This window comes from Acinetobacter pengchengensis (assembly GCF_982235305.1).
Genome location: NZ_CEVATJ010000001.1, coordinates 1,645,870 through 1,663,923, shown reverse-complemented (window position 1 = coordinate 1,663,923; position 18,054 = coordinate 1,645,870). Strand labels below are relative to the sequence as shown.

Below are 18,054 nucleotides of genomic sequence, written 5' to 3'. Positions count from 1 at the left end.
TTTTTTCCATCATACGTTTTTTTAAAGCTTTTTCAATTGCGTCGTAAGCAAAATAGACCGTCGAAACGGTCTATTTTTAGGTATTTTTGTATCGATCTTGAATCAAGTACGTGGCGCGATCACTTGCCATACATTCCAACGACCTTGCTTTTCAATTTCAGCAATTAAACGGTCAGCCACTTCGGCTTCTTGCGGGTATTTGATTTTATAATTTTTCAAAGTTTGTATTGCATTTTTCTTTTGTTCCATAGCTATATAGTTGTTTGCCGCAGACAAATAAGCTTCCTGCACACCTGCTTTCATGGCTTTGTCTAAATAAGGAATCGCTTCACGATGACCGCCACCTTCAGATAGACCAAAACCAAACCAGAAATTCGCTTCGGCATCTTCCTGATTAATTTTTAAGATACGTTGTGCATAGTTAAGTGAGCGTGTGGTGTAAACAGAGCCTAAGTCTAGGTTGCGCGCCATAACACTGGCTTTAAATGCTCGCATCAAAATATCAAAAGAGGCATTTTCATTGGCTGCTAAAGTGTCTAATTGTTGAGTCACTTCTTTGAGCTTCGCCTCAAAACCACGACGTTCCTGTCGTTCGCTAAAACGTGGCGGATAGTGACGTGCTTTGCCTTCGACCAATTGTAAGAAGTCATCAATTTCAGTGATGTCGATTTCGTTTTCACCAGCCAAAACCGCAAACTTCAAGCTACGGGTATTGTGATTGACCGTAGGTATAATCAATTTGTTTTGATCTAAGGTAATGCTTTTGCTTGGATCATTTGGGTTCGTGACCACCATTTTAGTCACAGGCTGTGCTGCTGCTTTCTGTAGGTTGATTTCAAATGGTGGTGGGGCATCATAATTAAATGGATTTAAGGCATAGAATGGTGCGCTTAATTCTGGTTCGGTAAATACGATAGGTGGTTTTACTTCTTGTTTTGGTGGTGCAACACAGGCGCTAACGAGCGTTGCGGCTAAAATACTGAGTGCCAAAGGCTTAAGAGTCATGGTGTTCTTCCATTCAATTTATTTTAAAAGTGAGAGGTGATTGTGTCGGATTAAAATATTGCATGTCGGTCAGTCTAAGAAATCTGTTCCGAACATGCAATATAAATGATGGGGCTTGGTTACACAGTGATACGAACTTTTTTAAGTGTCCGTTGAGTTGTATTGCATTTCACATTCACGTCTAACATCTTCAATTATTTTTAATTCTTCTGCACTATAAGCTTGTGCGTGTTGTTGTTGGTTTTTAAAACTTGGGTCAAGTAAAGATAAACGCTGACACAACAAATTCATACGTTTTTCATTTTGTTCTAAACGATCCAATAACACACGCATACCATCCAAAATCGGGTCGGACTGATTTTGTGTTGCCGCATAAGGTTGGAAACCAATGCTGGCAGCATAATCACGACGACGTGCTTCCTGATCATCGGCAGGTTTATTTTTAATAATAAAGCGCGCAGGGTTACCCACAGCAGTTGCACCTTCAGGAACTTCTTTGGTCACCACCGCATTGGAGCCAACTTTGGCATTTTTATGTACGGTAAATGGGCCTAGAATTTTCGCGCCTGCACCGACCACCACGCCATCTTCCAAAGTTGGATGACGTTTGCCTTTATTCCACGTGGTACCGCCTAAAGTAACGCCATGATATAAGGTAACATCATCGCCAATTTCAGCAGTTTCACCAATCACTACGCCCATGCCATGGTCAATAAAAAAGCGACGACCAATTTTTGCACCAGGATGAATTTCAATTCCTGTAGCAAAACGGCTAAATGACGAGAGTAGACGAGCCGATCCCTTACAGTCTTTGTTCCATAATTCATGTGCCAAGCGATGCATCAGTAAAGCGTGAATTCCTGGATAAGTCGTTAAGACTTCGAGCGTATTTCGAGCAGCAGGATCGCGCGCGAAGACAGCTTGAATGTCTTCTTTGAGCTGTTTAAGCATTAGTTTGATCCTCGTCCTGTGTTGATGTAGATTTTTTCCATGAACCGTTATTCATTGCTTGTACGCGGCTAAAAATACCGCGAAGTAAATGGTATTCCATGCGATCTAATTGTATACGTCCGAAAAGCCGACGCAAGCGCAAAGGCAATAATCGTGGATTTTTTGGGTCCATAAATTCAATTTCTGCCAGCATTTTTTCTAAATGTGGATAGAACTGTTGCATTTGTTCGTGGTTGACCAAAGGTTCATCCCATTGCATCGCTTCAGAATCTGTCACTTGCATAGTCGCTTCGGGATCGGCAATTTTTCCGACAATATCGATGGCAGCCATACGCATTTCATAGCAAATCACTTGAATGGCTTGAGCAACATTCAATACACCATATTCTTCATTGACAGGAATCGTCACGTGATAATTCGCCAACGCCAGTTCTTCATTGGTTAAACCACGATCTTCACGTCCGAAAATAATTGCAATGTTTTGCCCATGCTGCGCCACAGCATTTAAAGATTTTACTGCCGCAGGGCGTGCATCCAAGAGTGGCCAAGGTATAGTACGACTTCGCGCACTGGTGCCAAAGACCAAATGGCAGTCTGCAATGGCGTCTTCGAGCTGTTCAACCACTTCAATCTGTTCAATTAAATCGGTCGCACCTGCTGCCAAAGCATCAATATCTGGGTGTGGATAGGTTTTTGGAGCAACCAAAACCAATTTGTTTAGCCCCATGGTTTTCATGGCGCGTAAGGCACTGCCAATGTTGGCAGGCAGGGTGGTATTCACCATGACAATACGCACGTGGGAGAGGTGTGCGGCAACAGCTGCATTGTCGGTTTGACTCATAACAAATCCAGATGGGTTAAATTTTCAATTAAGAGTATTGATCAACTTCGGTATGGTATAAATCCATCGCATCGTCCATGCTGATGTCAGCTGCTGATGGTGCAATCGTTGCAGGTTTTGCCACATCGACAGCTTTTGCAGCTTTAGATTTCACTTGATACTCAATATGTAGACTTTCTTTACCAAAATAATCACGCAGCTTCACCAAGGCTTCATCTAAGGGAGCGATTTTCCACTGAATACCCAAATGTAATTCTGCAGTGGCATAAGCATAGTCAAGATGCAATAACACAGGAATATGCGTGCATAAATCTACATTACAGTACGGCAGTAACATATTTTGTAAGTCTTGACTCAGGGTCTTGCTTAAATGTTCAGGTTGTAAGTGAATTTGAATGCTATTGGCACGTTTTTGGCGAATTTCGTTCAGGCTAAATGCTTTGGTTAAGCGTCCCATTGGGCGATCAAAACCTTCGCGTTCATAAATTTCACCTTCGATCACCACCACTTTTTCAGTTTGTACAATATCTTTAAAGCGTTGGAAGCGTTCATGGTTGGCAGACACTTCAATACGTGCCGTACCATCATCCAAAGTGACTACCATACGATTGGGGAAGTTGGCCACATCCACCACCAAGCCTGCAAAGACTGTGGTCACACCACGACGAGTTGGCGTCAGCTCATTAATTTTACCTGGAATAAAGGCTTTTAATTCATTACGATAGACATCAATCGGGTGACCAGTGAGATAAAGTCCAAGCGTGTCTTTTTCACCTTTGAGTCTGACTTCATCTGACCATGGTTTCACAGGTTTAGCTGGCTTACGCTGTACTTCTTCAACCTCACCAAACAAATCCATGATGCCCGTTTCACGATTGGAACGTGCTTGTTCAGCTGCTTGTACCGCTTCTGGCAATTGAGCCATTAAGCTGGAGCGTTCAATGCCTAAACAGTCTAATGCGCCCGCACGAATTAAAGCTTCGAGGGTTCGTTTGTTGATTTTCTTCAAATCAATACGATGACAGAAGTCAAATAAATCGCGGTATGGGCCTTCTTTTTGGCGTGAATCAATCACCGATTGCATGGCTTGTTCGCCCACGCCTTTAATTGCACCAAGTCCATAGACAATGGTGCGCTCATCGCTGGCGTGGAAATGATACAAAGACATATTGACCGAAGGTGGTAAAACTTCCAAACCATTGTGGCGACAGTCATCAATTAGGAACACCACGTTGTCGGTGTTTTGCATTTCCGATGACATGACCGCTGCCAAGAATTCGGCAGGGTAATGTGCTTTAAGCCATGCGGTTTGATAGGCAACAAGGGCATAGGCTGCCGCATGAGATTTGTTAAAACCGTAGCCAGCAAACTTTTCCATATAGTCAAAAATATGGTTGGCTGTGGCGGCATCAATGTCTTTTTTTGCAGCACCTTCAATAAAGATTTGGCGCTGTTTCACCATTTCTTCAGGTTTTTTCTTACCCATAGCACGACGCAGTAAATCCGCACCACCCAGTGTATAGCCTGCACAATACTGTGCCGCCTGCATGACCTGTTCCTGATAAACCATAATGCCGTAGGTTGGCTCAAGCACACCTTCTAGCAATGGATGTAAATACTCAAACTCACCGCCGTGCATACGGTGAATAAAGTCTGGAATCAGGTCCATCGGGCCAGGACGATACAACGATACGAAAGCAATAATTTCTTCAAATTTACTTGGGCGTGCTTCTTTCAGCATTTTTTTCATGCCCACGGATTCAAACTGGAATACCGCTGTAGTGTTGGCATTGGCAAAGACTAAATAGGCGTCTTTATCGTCCAATGGAATATGGGCAATATCTAGCGGTGTATCGGCTCGCATACGTTTATTGATGTTTTGTACCGCATCTTCAATAACCGTCAGGTTACGTAAGCCCAAGAAGTCAAATTTGACTAAACCTGCAGATTCAACATCATCTTTATCGTATTGCGCAACACGAGCGGTACCATCGGCATCACACATCACAGCAGAAAAGTCAGTGATTTTAGTTGGTGCAATGACCACGCCACCAGCATGTTTGCCAGTGTTTCGGGTAATACCTTCTAGTTTTAAAGCCATTTCCCAAATTTCTGAAGCATCATCATAATCAGGATGAGATGGATTAGTCACCACATCTTTGAGTTGTGGTTCAGCTTCAATCGATTCTTCCAGACTGAGTCCTAAAGGTTTAGTTGGAATCAGTTTAGAAATACGATCTGCCAAACCATAAGATTTGCCTAAAACCCGCGCGACATCTCGAATTGCGCCTTTGGCGGCCATAGTACCGAAAGTGGCAATTTGTGATACTGCGTCACGTCCATAGGTACGTGCCACATAATCAATGACTTTATCGCGTCCCGCAATACAGAAGTCGACGTCAAAGTCGGGCATGGATACGCGTTCAGGGTTTAAGAAACGCTCAAAGAGTAGTTCATAACGCAGGGGGTCTAAGTCGGTAATTTTTAAGCTATAAGCGACCAATGAACCCGCACCTGAACCACGACCCGGCCCAACAGGTACGCCATTATTTTTGGACCATTGAATAAAGTCCATGACGATAAGGAAGTAACCTGGGAAACCCATTGAATTAATAATATTAATTTCGTATTCAATTCGCTCATCATAAGGTTTGCGAATTTCTGCCCAGTCTTCATCGCGCTGCGCGACAGGGTAGAGCACATTTAGACGTTCTTCTAAACCTTGTTTGGATAAGTGCGCGAAGTAGGTATCAATGGTGTGTCCTTCTGGAATTGGATAATCTGGAAGGAAGTATTTGCCCAATTGCAGCGTGACGTTACAGCGTTTGGCAATCTGATAGCTGTTTTCAATAGCACTTGGAATGTCGGAAAATAATTCCGTCATTTCTACAGCAGTTTTAAAATATTGCTCAGGACTATAAGTTTTAGGACGACGGTTATCCCCTAAAACATAACCATCTGCAATACAGACTCGTGCTTCATGCGCTTCATAATCTTCACGGCGGACAAAGTGCACATCATTATGTGCCACGACGCCAATATTATATTTTTTAGCTAATTTAACCGCTTCGGCAATAAAAGCATCTTCATCGGGACGATCTGTACGGGTCAGTGCCAAATAAACCCGATTGCCAAATTTTTCAATCCATTCTTCGAGTAATGGTTCGGCTTTTTGCGGATTGGACGTGATCAGCATTTTACCGACATCACTTTGAATACCGAGTAACAGAATCAGGTCATCAGCTTGTTCTAAAATCCATGCTTTATTGACGCAAGGGATATTCAGTTGTTGACCTTCAATATAGCCACGGGATACCAATTCAGTCAGGTTGCGCCAGCCGTGATTGTTCATCGATAATAGAGTTACACGATGATCGGCATCATTTAAACGCAGCACTGAACCTAAAATTGGTTTGATGCCTTGCCCCAAACATTTGCCATAAAACTTTACGGCAGCGTGTAGGTTAGATAGATCGGTCAATGCCAGAGCGGGCATTTCTTCGTTGACTGCGGCTTTAATCAAGTCAGGTATGCGTACAATCGACTCGGTAATCGAAAATTCTGTATGTATACCTAAATGAACAAAGCGCATGAATCAGTCCCTTTAAAAATCACGGGTTAGTTTAGCATGCTCTGCTCAAGACAAAACACGCCGCTGTGTTTTTCTGTGGTGAAGTGATCTTCACCCGCGAACACAATTTTCATTTTATGCGTTAACTTTTGCCGTTTCATCGAGTGGGATGAACAAGTTAAGTTATTCGCTATTGAGTGATGATTGTTTTATCTCAGCTTAGATAACCAGTCACCTAAACTTTGCACTAATTGCACTAAAATTAATAAGACCACGACAGTTAGCATGACAACACTACTGTCAAAACGCTGATAACCATAAGAAATAGCAAGGTCACCAATGCCGCCTGCACCGACTGCACCTGCCATAGCGGTTGCGCCAATTAAGCTAATGGTGGCTGTGGTTAGGTTTAAAATGAGCGAGCTACGCGCTTCAGGTAAAATAAATTTGAAGATAATTTGTAAGGGTGTAGCGCCCATTGCCTGTGCAGATTCGACAATCCCTTCATTGACTTCAAGCAGTGAAGTTTCTACCAAACGACCAATATACGGGCCGACATAAATGGTCAGCGGTACAATCGCTGCCCAAGTTCCGATGGATGTACCTACTAACAATTTAGTTAGTGGAATCACTGCAATCAATAAAATAATAAAGGGTAGGGAGCGCAGTGCATTTACAATCGGGTTGAGTCCGTGATAAATCACACGGTTGGGCAAAATACCTGTCGGACGAGTTATGACTAGGGTAATGCCTTGAATAAAGCCCCAGATACAACCAAACAACATGGCAAAAAACACCATGTGAAAAGTTTCTTGTAGTGCAGTGATAAACTGGTCAATAGATAAAGAGCTTTTCCAAAAAGGTGCGGTTACCGAGGTCAGCCACTGTACAATTAAATCTCTCATGCTTGTACTCCTGACTGTTCAATTTCAACACCATTGGCTTTTAAAAACTCAAGCGCCTGTAAAATGACGTTTGAATCGCCGAGTAATTGAATGAACATTTGCCCAATCACAGCGCCATCAATTTCGGTCATATTGGCAAATAAAATATTCAGGCTGATATCAAACTTTTTAATGACCGCTTGAATCAAGGTTTCCTGAGCAGATTTACCTAAAAATTTCAGACAATAAATACTGTGCTGATTTTGATTTTCCAGATTATTCAAAATATTGACAGGCAACTGTTGCTGCAACACGGTTTGAATAAAGCTTTTGGTGGTCGGATGCTGTGGCTGACTAAAAATATCTAGGGTTGAGCCCGTTTCAATCACTTTGCCTTGTTCCATCACTGCGACATAATCACAAACCGATTCAATCACATCCATTTCATGTGTGACCATCACAATGGTAATGCCTTGTTCACGGTTAATCTTTTTCAGTAATTCCAGTACAGACTTGGTGGTTTGCGGGTCAAGTGCAGAAGTCGCTTCATCGCAAAGTAAAATTTTAGGATGATTGGCTAGCGCACGCGCAATACCGACACGTTGTTTTTGTCCGCCTGAGAGTTCATCAGGGTAGGCGTCTTTTTTATGTTTTAAATCAATAAACTCAAGTAATTCATTTAAACGTTTTTCACGTTCGGCTTTGTTCCAACCTAACAGTTTCATCGGCATTTCAATATTGGCAGCCACAGTTTTGGTCTGCAATAAATTAAAGTGCTGAAAAATCATTCCAATATGGGCACGTTCTTGACGTAATTCACGAGCATTTAGTGCAGTAAAATCTTTTTGATGAATGATGACTTGCCCAGCATTTGGACGCTCCAACAAATTAATCAAGCGGATTAACGTACTTTTACCTGCACCACTATAGCCAATAATGCCAAAAATACTACCTGTTGGAATTTGTAGATTAATTTGATCCAACGCACGCAGTGTTTGACCTTTGAGCTGATAGTGCTTTGAAATATTTTTAAATTCAATCATATCGTCAAGAAATGTCCATAAATGAAAAAACAGGCAAAGTTCGCTTTGCCTGTTTTGTTTAACGCATTATATTACTATTTTACTGCTTCAGTGAAATAGCTGACAGGTTTATTTACCGCAACTTTTGTTCCGCCAAAGTGCTGATCAATATATTGCTTCACGGCTTCGGTATGATACAACGCGCCTACTTTTTGCAAGATTGGGTCATTTTGTCGATCTGCAGCAGTAGCGAGAATGTTGATATTCATTTTTGTGCTCTGATCAATTGGCTCATAATAAATTGAATCTTTCAGTACGTTCAAACCACCTTCCATTGCAAGGGTGTTGCCCAAGACAATTGCATCGACTTCATCTTTTACACGTACAGCCGTTGCCATTTGAATCGGTTTGATTTGAATTTGCTTCGCATTTTCTACGATGTCTGCAGGCGTACCTTGAACATTGTCAAAACCATCTTTCAGTTTAACCAAACCAGCCGATTGAAGTAATAACAACGCACGTGATTCATTGGCACCATCATTTGGAATGGCGATAGTCGCACCTGTTTTGAACTCATCCAACTTTTTTACTTTGCTTGAGTAAATACCCATTGGCTCTAAGTAAGTTGTCGCTACCGGTGCAATTTTATCTTTATTGTTGGCATTAAACGCAACCATATAGGCATAAGATTGGAATGCATTAAGATCAATTTCTTTATTTGCTACCGCCGTGTTCATTGACACGTAATCGGTGAAGTTTTTCACTTCAAGTTGAATACCTGCTGCTTTAGTTTCAGGTAAGTCGGCAATAAAACGCCAAATATCTGCATCTGAACCAGTTGATGCCATAGTGACAGTGTGTAGAGCAGAAGAATCTTTTTGTGCCGCGTCAGTCGCAGGCGCTTCTTGTTTGCCACAGCCAGCCAAGCCAACTGAAAGACCAAGTACAAGACCAAGGAGCTTTTTCATGAATATATCCTGAGCAAGTTTAAGCAGTGCCTAAAGTTGCCAATGATTGAGAAGAATAAAATCAACACGAAGGATGGAATCGCATGATGATTTTGCATGTTTCTCAAATACGTTGTAGGTATTGTATGAGTATTAAAAAAGTCTGCCCACAGCTCAATCAATAATTTTGAGATGGGTGGGCATTTCACTTTTTCAAAAGATGCCCCATCATAACAATAAAAAATAATTCTATATAGTACTGCGTATGTTATGCATATCACTGTTTTTACAACATAAAGAGAATAAGTCAAAATAAGTTCTTATAAATAAATATATTCTGCAAAGATTATGAATTTGAACAAGTGTTTAAATATTCAGGTGCTATAGAATTTATTCTGAAATATAAATATGGAAAATAGATTTTGGGGTCAACTAGGCTCATTTATTCATTGAAGCAATAAAAAAAAAGCTCGTAGTGTGACGAGCTTTTTTGGGACGTAGATTTTTAGAGTAAACTAAAAATTTAAGCATTTTCACGCGCAATTGCACGGTAACCAATATCTTTACGATATTGAATGCCATCGAAAGTCACTTTTTCACAAAGCTCTAATGCTTTGGCTTGAGCTTCACCAATTGTATTGCCTAGAGCAGTCACGCAAAGTACGCGACCGCCCGCAGTCACGATCTCACCATTTTCATTAACTTTCGTACCTGCATGGAATACTTTGGCATCCGTCATTTCAGTGTCTAAGCCTGAAATCACATCGCCATTACTAGACGTTTCTGGGTAGCCCTTAGATGCAAGTACGATACCGACAGTTTTACGTTCATCCCAGTCTGCTTCGGCAGGCAAGTTACCTGCAATACCAGCTTCAACTAAATCCACCAAAGATGATTTTAAGCGCATCATAATCGGTTGAGTTTCTGGGTCACCAAAACGGCAGTTAAACTCGATCACTTTGGGTTGACCTTTGTCATCAATCATTAAGCCAGCGTATAAGAAACCTGTATAAACATGACCATCTTTTTTCATACCTTCAACAGTAGGACGCATCACTTCATTCATCGTTTTTTCAAATACGTCTGCAGTCACGACAGGGGCAGGAGAGTAAGCACCCATACCGCCAGTGTTTGGACCTTGATCGCCTTCAAAAATACGTTTATGGTCTTGAGATGTTGCCATTGGTAAGATGTTGTCGCCATCAATCATACAAATGAAAGATGCTTCTTCACCAGCAAGGAACTCTTCAATCACAACACGAGAACCTGCATCACCAAATTTGTTGCCTGCCAGCATGTCATCAATTGCTGCAAATGCTTCTTCATTTGTCATTGCCACGATCACCCCTTTACCCGCAGCAAGACCATCCGCCTTGATCACGATTGGCGCGCCATTTTTCTCAACGAAAGCTTTTGCCGCATCCACTTCAGTGAATACGTCATAGAAAGCAGTTGGAATGTTGTGACGTTTTAAGAAATGCTTGGCAAAGGCTTTAGAACCTTCAAGCTGTGCAGCAAACTGGGTTGGGCCCCAAATTTTTAAACCTGCTTCACGGCAGGCATCTACCACACCATTGACCAATGGTGCTTCAGGACCAACAATGATTAAATCGACTGCATTATTTTTGGCAAAATCGATAATTGCAGCATTGTCTAAAATGCTTAAATTTACGTTTTCACATTTATTTTCAGTGGCTGTACCTGCGTTGCCCGGAGCAACAAAGACTTTAGCGACTTTTTCATCTTGTGCGATTTTCCATGCCAATGCATGTTCACGACCGCCACTACCTAAAACTAAAATGTTCATTTATTAAAATCCTTAAAAAATAATCCCCCTTGTATAAGGGGAACTCCCAGCGTTCTACAATAATATAGAAAACCCTCCTTTATAAATAAAGGAGGGCTAGGGAGGATCGTCTAAAAATTAGTGACGGAAATGACGCATACCTGTGAAGACCATTGCAATACCAGCTTCATCTGCTGCAGCAATCGTTTCTTCATCACGCATAGAACCACCCGGTTGAATAATGCATTTGATACCAGCCTTAGCAGCGTTATCAATACCATCACGGAATGGGAAGAATGCGTCAGATGCCATAACTGCACCCTCAACCACTAAACCTGCATGTTCTGCTTTAATTGCAGCAATACGTGCAGAGTTTACACGGCTCATTTGACCTGCGCCTACACCAATCGTTTGACGGTTTTTCGCATAAACAATTGCATTAGATTTCACGTATTTTGCAACTTTCCAAGCAAAGATCATGTCATCAATTTCTTGTTCAGTTGGTGCACGTTTGGTCACAACTTTTAAGTCATCTTTAGTGATCATGCCCAAGTCTTGGTCTTGAACCAGTAAACCACCGTTTACGCGTTTGTAATCCATTTGCGGTGCACGAGCATCAATTGCTGGAAGCTCGCCACAAACAAGTACACGTACGTTTTTCTTTGCACCAGTCACTTCAAGTACGCCATCTGCAATACTTGGTGCAATGATCACTTCAACGAATTGACGGTCTACAATTGCTTGCGCAGTTGCAACATCTAATTCACGGTTGAATGCAATGATGCCGCCAAAAGCTGATTCAGGATCTGTCGCATAAGCCAAGTCATATGCCGCTTGAATACCATCTAAAGACACAGCAACGCCACATGGGTTTGCGTGTTTAACGATAACACAAGCAGGTTTTGCAAATGATTTGACACATTCAAGTGCGGCATCTGTATCTGCAATGTTGTTATACGAAAGTTCTTTACCTTGAAGTTGTTTCGCTGTTGAAACAGAGGCTTCAGTTGCTGTGCTTTCTACATAGAATGCTGCTGACTGATGCGGGTTTTCGCCGTAACGTAAATCTTGCGCTTTGTTCAATTGTGTATTGAAGGTACGTGCAAACTTGTCAGCTTTACCTTCTTCTTTACCTACACGTGCACCCAAGTAAGATGCGATCATGCCGTCGTATTGTGCAGTGTGTTCAAACGCTTTAACGGCTAAATCAAAACGAGTTTCGTAAGATAATTTACCGCTGTTTTTCATTTCTGTAATGACAGTCGCATAGTCAGATGCATTAACCACAATACCCACAGAAGCATGGTTTTTCGCTGCAGCACGAACCATGGTTGGACCACCAATGTCAATGTTCTCAATTGCATCAGCAAGTGAACAGTTTGGTTTAGCAACCGTTGCTGCAAATGGGTAAAGGTTAACTACTACCAAGTCGATGGCATCAATATTGTGTTCTGCCATGACTGCTTCGTCTAGACCACGACGAGCCAAGATACCGCCATGAATTTTTGGGTGTAACGTTTTTACACGACCATCCATCATTTCTGGGAAACCAGTATGCTCTGATACTTCTACGACAGCTATATTGTTGTCTTTAAGCAACTTATAAGTACCGCCAGTAGATAAAATTTCTACCCCAAGAGCAGCAAGTTCTTGTGCAAATTCAACAATACCTGTTTTGTCAGAAACAGAGATTAAAGCGCGTTTAATAGTCATGATCTTCGTCACAGTTTTCAATTACAGATTAAAACAAAGTAGCAAAATGCAGGTAAAAAAAATGCCTGCGGAGGCCGCAAGCATTTTATCACTTATTCACTCATTAAACCGTGAGCTTTTAACTTTTTACGTAAAGTTCCACGGTTTAGTCCAAGAATTTCAGCAGCGCGTGTTTGGTTGCCGCGAGTGTATTCAAGAACAACAGATAAAAGAGGTTTCTCCATTTCTGCTAACACCATGTCATACACTTGTGAAGGTTGTTCACCTTGTAGTTGTGCAAAATAATGGCGAACTGCGCGATCTACGTGAATACGTAAAGCAACATCAGATTGTGCAGTAAAAATAGGAGATTTGCTATTCATGCGAATTAATCCGAAAATCAGATATCACTGGGATAAAGTGATATATCAATGTGGTCTATAAATTAAATGAACTCCGTTTTAGATCCTAAAACGGGAAGTTCTAAAACTGGAACATTTAGCTTGCCACAACTCTACGCATTGGTCGAAATTTAAGCGTAACAATACATTAATAATTGTTACAGACCAAAATCAAAACAAAAAAATCTACTCTGTACGCGATATATAAAATAAAGCGCATTAGACAGATCTAAATTTGTTGTGAATCTTGCGAGGAGTTTGCAGCACAAAGCTTTCGTGGCGCGTATGATACCATTGTATGAGAAAAAGTGAGCAAGAAAACTGCAATTTTTTTAATTTTTTTCGCTATTTTTTCGCTATTTTATTGTGAATTAAGGCTTGATAATTTCTAAAGTATAGGTATCGAAGTCGTTTCGTGACATTGGAACTAAAATGTCAAACTTAAATGGACTGTTTTTAGGAATGCGTTGAATACTCGAAAGACTTTCGACCAAATACTCCTGTGGAGAATAAACATAAGTAAATAATGTTTGTTGTTTTTCTTTCAAAGTGACTTTGATATGAGGCAAAGCCAAGCTTTTGTCATAGTAATTGATCAGCTCACCCGTAAATTGTGTATTTATAGCATCTACACGTTTCACCTTCACGCGATTTGCTGAAATTAAGCTATAGCGTTGTTCTAGATTACTACAGTTGAAAAATTGACAGACTTGGGTAAACACAGAATTCAGTGTAGGGCTGCTGTTTAAAAACTTTGGGTTAAACCACAAAATTTGAAAGATCAACAAACCAACCAATAAAAGATTAATAATTGCCCAAAGTAAGTAGTAACCATTGCCTTGCTTTTTTTCATTTTCAAGATCAGGCGCAGATAAGTTCATGGCAGGAATGTTGCCAATCGGTTCGGTACTAAAATAATTGAGGTTATTCAGATAGGTTTTCAGATCAATATTGGAATGTTCAACTTTACGCTGAAAAATATCTAAAATATGTTGCGTTTGCGCAAGTTCAGCAGTTGCCTGTACAAAACTGTGGTTTTGAATGTGATGTAACTGTGATGTGACTGAATTTTTATTTTGTAGATAGGCAAATACCAAATGCGAAAGAGCATTAAAGGTAGTGTCGCATTTAGGACAACAAACCATGCCTTGCGCAACGGTCAGTTGCGCAACGGATACTTTATAAACAGACTGGCATTCAGGGCACTTGGTTTGCTTGTCACTCATAACTCAAAAATTACAGTTATGGGGATGGCGTTTCCCCGAAATTCGACACCAGTTTTCTTCACGTTTTTCGACTTGTACTATATCAAAAAATTCAGAATAAACACTAGAAACTTCAGCAACTTGCTCTTCAATAACACCTGCAAGTGCGAACTCGCCCTCAGATTTAATTAAAGTTGCGAACTCTGGCGCAAGCATCATCAATGGGCCTGCTAAAATATTAGCAACTAAAACGTCTGCTTTTTCATTTCCAATGGTTTGATTGAACTCTTCTGGAAGTCCAACATATAAGTTTTCGAGAACGCCGTTGAGTTCAGCATTTTGTTTAGTTGCTAAAACTGCTTGTGGGTCAATATCAGTAGCATAGACTTTTTTTGCACCGAGTAATAAAGCGGCGACCCCTAAAATGCCTGAACCACAACCGTAGTCGATCACGACTTTATCTTTCACATCGGTTTTACCTAACCATTGTAGGCACAAGAATGTACTGGCATGGTTACCTGTACCAAAAGCCAAACCTGGGTCAAGTTTTATATTGACGGCATCTGCCTCAGGTGGTTCCAACCATTCAGGTACAATCCAGAATTTCTCTGCAATCTGGATTGGCTCGTAGTAATCCATCCATGAGCGTTCCCAAACCTGATCTTCCAAAAATTCACTGCGTAAAGGGGCTTCTGGCATTTGCGCACGAATAAAGGTTTCTAAGGCTGCAACATCAATTTCTTCACCTTCGTCTTGTGCATAAATACCAGTCACAATGACTTTGTTCCAAAGTGGTGTTTCACCTGGCAGTGGCTCAAGTAAGTCCTGATTTTCCGCATCATCTAAGGTTACGCTGACAGCACCCAATGAACTGAGCAGGGTTTCAGTAAAATCGACTTGCGCTTGATCAACAGTAATATGTATTTGTAACCACTTCACGGAGATAACCTAAAATTTAATGCGAAAGCACTATTGTAACTGAACTGGCGCAGACGCTGTTATTTTTTATTCGGATTGCGAATGGGAAAACTCTATGCGATTGGAAGTTTCAAATTCGCTTTATGCTTATAGTCGAATAAAGTGAAAAAAATATAAATCTAAAAATATAAGTGGATGGTTTGTTTTAGTTATCATCGCTCACTCATCCCCAAAGCTGTCAAATTGCTGGATTGGGGATGATTGAGGGACTTGTTTTAGGATGCAGATTGCTCTGATGCAGGTGTCGGCACAAATTTATTTAGTAATGTGCCTAAAATTGCGGCAAAGATATACATGAAAATAGAATAAACAGCAGCAGGCATGGCAATAGTTGAGCTTGCCATAACGGTTAGGGCGATAGTCATTGCAAGGGTGCTGTTGTGAATACCAATTTCAAAGGCACAGGCACGGGCTTGTTGGCTATTCACGCCAAAGAAACGTGGGACAAAATAACCAATCAATAAACTGCAGGCACAGAACAGGGCCGTGGCAAGTCCTACATCTGCCAAATAAAGCATGATGTTGTTTCGCTCTTTGGCAATTGCGCCAATAATAATCAAAATTAGAAAAACCACAGCAAAAATACGTACAGGTTTGTTTAAGCGGTCTGCCGTTTGAGGGCTAAAATGGCGTACCGACATCCCTAAAGTGACAGGGATGATAATAATTAAAAACACCTGCAATACTTTTGCAAACTGTAATCCAACTTGTTGTCCATCCTGCATAAAATGATGAATGGCAAAGTTGACAATCAGTGGCAAGGTAAATGCTGCAATTACGGAATTGACGGCAGTGAGGGTGATGTTTAGGGCAATATCGCCTTTATATAAGTAGCTAAATAAGTTGGCTGTTGGCCCGCCAGGAGAGGCTGCCAGTAGCATGATTCCGACTGCAAGCAGAGGTGGTAAATTCAGCAGTTTACAAATGAAGAATGCAATTGTTGTCAGAACAACCAATTGACAAAATAAAGCAATAAAGACTGCTTTGGGGTGTTTGCTTACCCGTTTAAAGTCGTTAGGGGTGAGTTCTAAGCCAAGTCCAGCCATGACCACGGCCAAAGCCAGAGGCAAAAATATTGTGACTAATCCTGAATCCATAACCACTCCTTTGTTTTTACATCTATAATAATATATTTGATATTTAACTATTTGTTTAATATGTGGTTAATTTAATCTTGCTTACGTCTTAAATTGTGTTTTTATTGTGGTTAAAACTCTGCTCCTGTGTGTGTTGAAGAGCAAGTTTGGCAGATTGTCTAGCCAGGATATTCCCTAAAATAAAACTGAACATATACATAAAAATGGTGTAGATCGCAGAAGGAATGGCAATTTCAGTGCTTTGCAAAACCGATAGTGCAATGGTTAAAGAAACGGCAGTGTTATGAATACCAATTTCAAAACAACAGGAGCGTGCTTGTTGATCAGGGACGCCCGCCAAATACGGCACGAGATAACCAATGAGTAAACTTAAAAAGCAAAATAGTGCAGTTGCGATACCAATGGCGCTGAAATAGTCAAAGACATTGGCGCGTTCGCGGAAAAGTGCATAAAAGAATAAAGCGAAAATGAAATAAATGGACATCAAACGCATAGGTTTGCCCAACTGTAATGCAATTTGTGGCATCGCATTACGCACCGCCATTCCTACACATACAGGCACAATAATCAGTAAAAAAACCTGTGCCATTTTTTCAATAGGCATGCCAATTTGTTGTTGATCAGTCATAAAATACAGAAAAGATAAATTGACAATAAAAGGCAGAGTAAAAGTTGCCATCACAGAATTCATTGCAGTTAGGGTAATATTTAGGGCAACGTCACCTTTATAGACATAGCTAAATAAGTTCGCAGTAGGCCCCCCTGGTGAAGCAGCAAGCAGCATTAAGCCAATTGCCAACAGCGGTGGTAATTCTAAAAATAAACAAATTGAAAATGCTAAAACAGGCAAAATGACCAATTGTGAAAAAAGTGTTAAAAAAATGACTTTAGGAAATTGATTGACCCGAATAAAGTCTTTAGGCGTGAGTTGTAAGCCTAAGCCCATCATCATCACAGACAAGGTCAGGGGTAGAAAAAAGGTAAAAAAGCCTGAATCCATAGCACATCCTTTATTCTTTCTTATGGTTGTAAGTTTTCCTTCTCTTTTGCAGTGTAATTGTTTTTTTTGAATGTGCAATAAACAAAGCAGTCACTTCTTTCCAATGACTGCTTTCGTAGGTTTTTATGCTTATGTCTAGGTTAATAAGGTAACCCAAGCACTTCATGAAAACCGATCCATTCAATTAAATGATGTGACTCATTACGATAGGACTCACATGGCAGCAGGGCGTGGTGGCGTAAAGCCTAAGGCACATTTGCCTTTTAACTCAGTACCATTGACTGTAATGACGGTACTTTGCGCATCTGCCATACAAGAACGGTATAATTCAGGCTCATTGCCTTGTAATTGCACTGCTTTAGATGAACTAAAGAATTGTGGTTCACAGGTACCATTCCAGATAATCCCACGATAAGCAAAGCTTACAGGTGCGCCCTGAGTTTTACCTTTACAGACTTGCTGGAATTTTTGCGCGTTATAGACGGTTTCTACTTTATCATTTGCCTGCACTGCAAATGGACTGAAAAATAAGCCACAAAGCATAGAGGACAGCAAAATTTTCTTATTCATGATGTTTCCCTTTGTTTCTCATATCTGTGCTATTAGGATAAAAAATGGACAAATTAAAACAACAGTGATCTGGTTAATTTTTAGGTCTAAATGTTTTTATATAC

At 40.8% G+C, this 18,054-nt stretch carries 15 protein-coding genes; all 15 read right to left on the bottom strand.

Annotated elements, in window-relative coordinates:
* Positions 1-102 precede the first annotated feature (102 nt).
* On the bottom strand, positions 103-1,005 hold the full coding sequence (locus AC0T5Z_RS08125; protein ID WP_435337077.1) for an ABUW_2363 family tetratricopeptide repeat lipoprotein: 903 nt from the start codon (positions 1,003-1,005) through the stop codon (positions 103-105).
* A 141-nt stretch (positions 1,006-1,146) separates the two neighbouring features.
* The gene (gene cysE / locus AC0T5Z_RS08120) at positions 1,147-1,956 is read right to left on the bottom strand and encodes a serine O-acetyltransferase (protein ID WP_291338668.1); all 810 of its coding nucleotides are present in this window, start codon (positions 1,954-1,956) and stop codon (positions 1,147-1,149) included.
* The gene (locus AC0T5Z_RS08115; RefSeq protein WP_435337078.1) at positions 1,949-2,797 is read right to left on the bottom strand and encodes an RNA methyltransferase; all 849 of its coding nucleotides are present in this window, start codon (positions 2,795-2,797) and stop codon (positions 1,949-1,951) included. The genes cysE and AC0T5Z_RS08115 overlap by 8 nt, the downstream gene beginning before the upstream one ends.
* Positions 2,798-2,825: 28 nt before the next feature.
* Positions 2,826-6,389 (bottom strand): DNA polymerase III subunit alpha, encoded by a 3,564-nt coding sequence (dnaE, locus tag AC0T5Z_RS08110; RefSeq protein ID WP_435337079.1) that lies wholly within the window; start codon positions 6,387-6,389, stop codon positions 2,826-2,828.
* Between the two features lie 188 nt (positions 6,390-6,577).
* Complete coding sequence (locus tag AC0T5Z_RS08105; RefSeq protein WP_435337080.1) at positions 6,578-7,273, bottom strand: methionine ABC transporter permease; 696 nt, start codon at positions 7,271-7,273, stop codon at positions 6,578-6,580.
* Positions 7,270-8,295, bottom strand: a complete 1,026-nt coding sequence (locus AC0T5Z_RS08100) for a methionine ABC transporter ATP-binding protein (protein WP_435337081.1) — start codon at positions 8,293-8,295, stop codon at positions 7,270-7,272. The genes AC0T5Z_RS08105 and AC0T5Z_RS08100 overlap by 4 nt, the downstream gene beginning before the upstream one ends.
* 74 nt (positions 8,296-8,369) lie before the next feature.
* Positions 8,370-9,242, bottom strand: a complete 873-nt coding sequence (locus AC0T5Z_RS08095) for a MetQ/NlpA family ABC transporter substrate-binding protein (RefSeq protein ID WP_291338664.1) — start codon at positions 9,240-9,242, stop codon at positions 8,370-8,372.
* A gap of 502 nt (positions 9,243-9,744) precedes the next feature.
* Positions 9,745-11,028 carry a phosphoribosylamine--glycine ligase gene (gene purD / locus AC0T5Z_RS08090; protein ID WP_435337082.1) on the bottom strand — a complete coding sequence of 428 codons (1,284 nt, stop codon included), beginning with the start codon at positions 11,026-11,028 and terminating at the stop codon, positions 9,745-9,747.
* A gap of 117 nt (positions 11,029-11,145) precedes the next feature.
* Positions 11,146-12,720, bottom strand: a complete 1,575-nt coding sequence (purH, locus tag AC0T5Z_RS08085) for a bifunctional phosphoribosylaminoimidazolecarboxamide formyltransferase/IMP cyclohydrolase (RefSeq protein ID WP_435337083.1) — start codon at positions 12,718-12,720, stop codon at positions 11,146-11,148.
* Between the two features lie 92 nt (positions 12,721-12,812).
* Positions 12,813-13,082, bottom strand: a complete 270-nt coding sequence (fis, locus tag AC0T5Z_RS08080) for a DNA-binding transcriptional regulator Fis (protein ID WP_001086304.1) — start codon at positions 13,080-13,082, stop codon at positions 12,813-12,815.
* A 389-nt stretch (positions 13,083-13,471) separates the two neighbouring features.
* Positions 13,472-14,326 (bottom strand): zinc-ribbon and DUF3426 domain-containing protein, encoded by an 855-nt coding sequence (locus AC0T5Z_RS08075; RefSeq protein WP_291337966.1) that lies wholly within the window; start codon positions 14,324-14,326, stop codon positions 13,472-13,474.
* Positions 14,327-14,329: 3 nt separating this feature from the next.
* Positions 14,330-15,244 carry a 50S ribosomal protein L11 methyltransferase gene (prmA, locus tag AC0T5Z_RS08070; protein ID WP_291337964.1) on the bottom strand — a complete coding sequence of 305 codons (915 nt, stop codon included), beginning with the start codon at positions 15,242-15,244 and terminating at the stop codon, positions 14,330-14,332.
* Positions 15,245-15,498: 254 nt separating this feature from the next.
* On the bottom strand, positions 15,499-16,380 hold the full coding sequence (locus AC0T5Z_RS08065) for a bile acid:sodium symporter family protein (protein WP_291337963.1): 882 nt from the start codon (positions 16,378-16,380) through the stop codon (positions 15,499-15,501).
* An 88-nt stretch (positions 16,381-16,468) separates the two neighbouring features.
* Positions 16,469-17,380 (bottom strand): bile acid:sodium symporter family protein, encoded by a 912-nt coding sequence (locus AC0T5Z_RS08060; RefSeq protein WP_291337962.1) that lies wholly within the window; start codon positions 17,378-17,380, stop codon positions 16,469-16,471.
* 213 nt (positions 17,381-17,593) lie between these two features.
* On the bottom strand, positions 17,594-17,950 hold the full coding sequence (locus AC0T5Z_RS08055) for a hypothetical protein (protein ID WP_004973135.1): 357 nt from the start codon (positions 17,948-17,950) through the stop codon (positions 17,594-17,596).
* Positions 17,951-18,054 lie beyond the last annotated feature (104 nt).